2 protein-coding genes are annotated in these 2,378 nt (G+C 63.2%); one reads left to right on the top strand and one right to left on the bottom strand.

Features of this window, described 5'->3' with window-relative positions; all coding sequences use genetic code 11:
* Positions 1–234: 234 nt before the first annotated feature.
* Positions 235–735: an Lrp/AsnC family transcriptional regulator gene (locus QLQ85_RS02340; RefSeq protein ID WP_282722917.1), complete on the bottom strand. Its 501-nt coding sequence runs from the start codon at positions 733–735 to the stop codon at positions 235–237.
* Positions 736–1,092: 357 nt separating this feature from the next.
* Between QLQ85_RS02340 and nhaC the strand changes: the two genes are divergently transcribed.
* The coding region (gene nhaC / locus QLQ85_RS02335) for a Na+/H+ antiporter NhaC (RefSeq protein WP_282737514.1) at positions 1,093–2,378 on the top strand (1,286 nt) is incomplete at its 3' end.

Raw genomic sequence — 2,378 nt, 5'->3', positions numbered from 1 at the left:
CCGGAGCGGGCCCCCGAAGGCGAGGAGTACAGTCCGCCGGTCCGCTTCACCCGACTCCCCCAGCGGGCCTCGCGCGACGGCGCCGGACCGCGCTACCACTGAACCGCCTCGCCCGGGGCCCCAGCCCCGGGCGAGGCCGCCCCCTTCGGGTGCCGAGCCCGAACGCGGTCATCGCCCCCCCTTCCTCGAGACCGCGTCACCGCCCGGGCCAGGCGCCCACCGGGTAGTCGTGAACTACTCCGGCCAGCTGACGTGATCGATGGGAACCGGCACCGTCACTTCGTCTTTCACGAGCTCCATCACCACGAAGGAGTGTGTCTGGTGAACATTCGGCAGCCGGCCGATCTGCTGGACGAGCACGGCACGATAGTGCGAAATATCGTGGGTTCTCACCTTGAGCAGGTAATCGAAGTTCCCCGCCACCATATAGCAGCCCTGCACTTCCGGAATGAGGCGCACCGCCTCGTTGAATCGGTCCAGGGCGTCCTCGCTCGTCTTCTCCATGGTCACCAGCACCACCAGCACATGGCCCGCGCCGAGTTGCTTGGGGTCCAGGTCGGCACGATAGCCGCGGATGATACCGGCCTGCTCGAGTCGGCGTACGCGCTGTGCACAGGGCGTCTTGGTGAGGTTCACCCGGTTTGCCAACTCCACGATGGGGAGGCGCCCATGTTCCTGAAGTTGGTGCAGAATGCGGCGATCTATGCGGTCCAGGCGCTCCATCTTCTTAGCCATATTACCTACCATTAACTGATATCAAGGACAAAGGTAAACCAATCTAGCGTTATTTAGAGCCAATTCCTAGCCGAAATGGCCAACAATGAGCCCTGAAGGCTGAATGAAAGCACAAAGTAGCCAGATATAGCGATCCGACTGCCCTCGACACCTGGATCACGGTGTCCTTGCAGCCTTCCGGTCGGGTCTTGCGACATCTGGCGGCCAAGGGGGGATACGAATGTCCGATAGCCACTTATCAACCCATCACTGTTATAGCTTCTACCGATCGAGAGTCGATCGATAACAATCGGAAAGTTGCGTAACGCTTGATAAAGCAAAGCAAGAACAACGCACATCAAACCGAAGGTAACTGACATGACAAGTCCAAAAAGTCCAATCGACTATCAACGGCCAGGCCTGATGCTGGCGCTCACTCCCGTCGTCCTGACGTTGCTGGTACTGGCGGTGCAACTGTTCTATTTCGGCGACTTCACGCCCCACATCCCCCTGGCCATCGGCATGGGGATCACGGGATTGGTCGGCGTCAAACTCGGTTTCCGGTGGAAACAGATCGAAGAGGGCATCTTTCACGTCATCCACGTGTCCCTGCCCTCCGTCTCGGTGCTGATCTGCGTCGGCATGATCATCGGCGTGTGGATCGCCAGCGGCACCGTGCCGACCCTGATCTACTACGGCCTGACGCTGCTCTCGCCGGCCATCTTCCTGGCGGCGGCCATGCTGCTCTGCTCGGTCGTCTCGCTGGCGCTGGGCACCTCCTGGGGCACGGTCGGCACGGTCGGCCTGGCGCTGATGGGCATCGGCGCGGGCTTCGACATCCCGATGTACTGGACCGCCGGCGCGGTGGTGTCGGGCGCCTTCTTCGGCGACAAGATCTCGCCGCTGTCGGATACCACGAACCTCGCCCCGGCGGTCACCGGCACGGACGTCTTCTCGCATATCAAGAACATGATGCCGACGACGATCCCGGCGATGCTGATCGCCTTCGTCATCTACCTGGTGGCGGGCTTCACCCTGATCGACGACGATGGCGCCTCCTTCGAGCGGATCGATGCCATCACCGCCGCGCTGCAGGCGAACTTCACCATCTCGGCCTGGCTGCTGCTGCCGGCGGTGCTGGTGATCGCGCTCGCGGTCAAGCGCATGCCGCCCATCCCGTCGCTGTTCGCCGGCGCCCTGGCCGGGGCGGTCACCGCCATGCTCGTGCAGGGGGTCGGCGTGCACGATGTGCTGACCTATGCCAACAGCGGCTATTCGATCGATACCGGCGTCGCCGCCATCGACAGCCTGCTCAACCGCGGCGGCATCCAGTCGATGATGTGGACCATCTCGCTGGTGCTCATCGCGCTGGGCTTCGGCGGTGCGCTGGAGAAGACCGGCTGCCTGGAGGCGATCATCCGCGCGATCATGACCAAGGTGCGTAGCTTCAAGGGAGTGCAGACCGCGGCGGTGCTGACCTCGGTGTCCACCAACCTGGTCGCCGGCGACCCCTACCTCTCCATCGCCCTGCCCGGCCGCATGTACGCCCCCACCTACCGCGGCATGGGCTATTCGACCCTCAACCTGTCCCGCGCCATCGAGGAAGGCGGAACGCTCATCTCGCCGCTGATCCCGTGGAACGCCGGCGGGGCCTTCGTGATCAG

It is taken from the genome of Halomonas kalidii (genome assembly GCF_030010475.1).
Taxonomy (GTDB): Bacteria; Pseudomonadota; Gammaproteobacteria; order Pseudomonadales; family Halomonadaceae; genus Halomonas; species Halomonas heilongjiangensis.
The sequence above is the reverse complement of the archived record's forward strand: the minus strand, read 5'-3'. Positions and strand labels throughout refer to the sequence as shown.

Excerpts from the sequence above, each read along its gene's own strand:
- QLQ85_RS02340 (WP_282722917.1), bottom strand. The coding sequence starts at position 735 with ATGGCTAAGAAGATGGAGCGCCTGGACCGCATAGATCGCCGCATTCTG.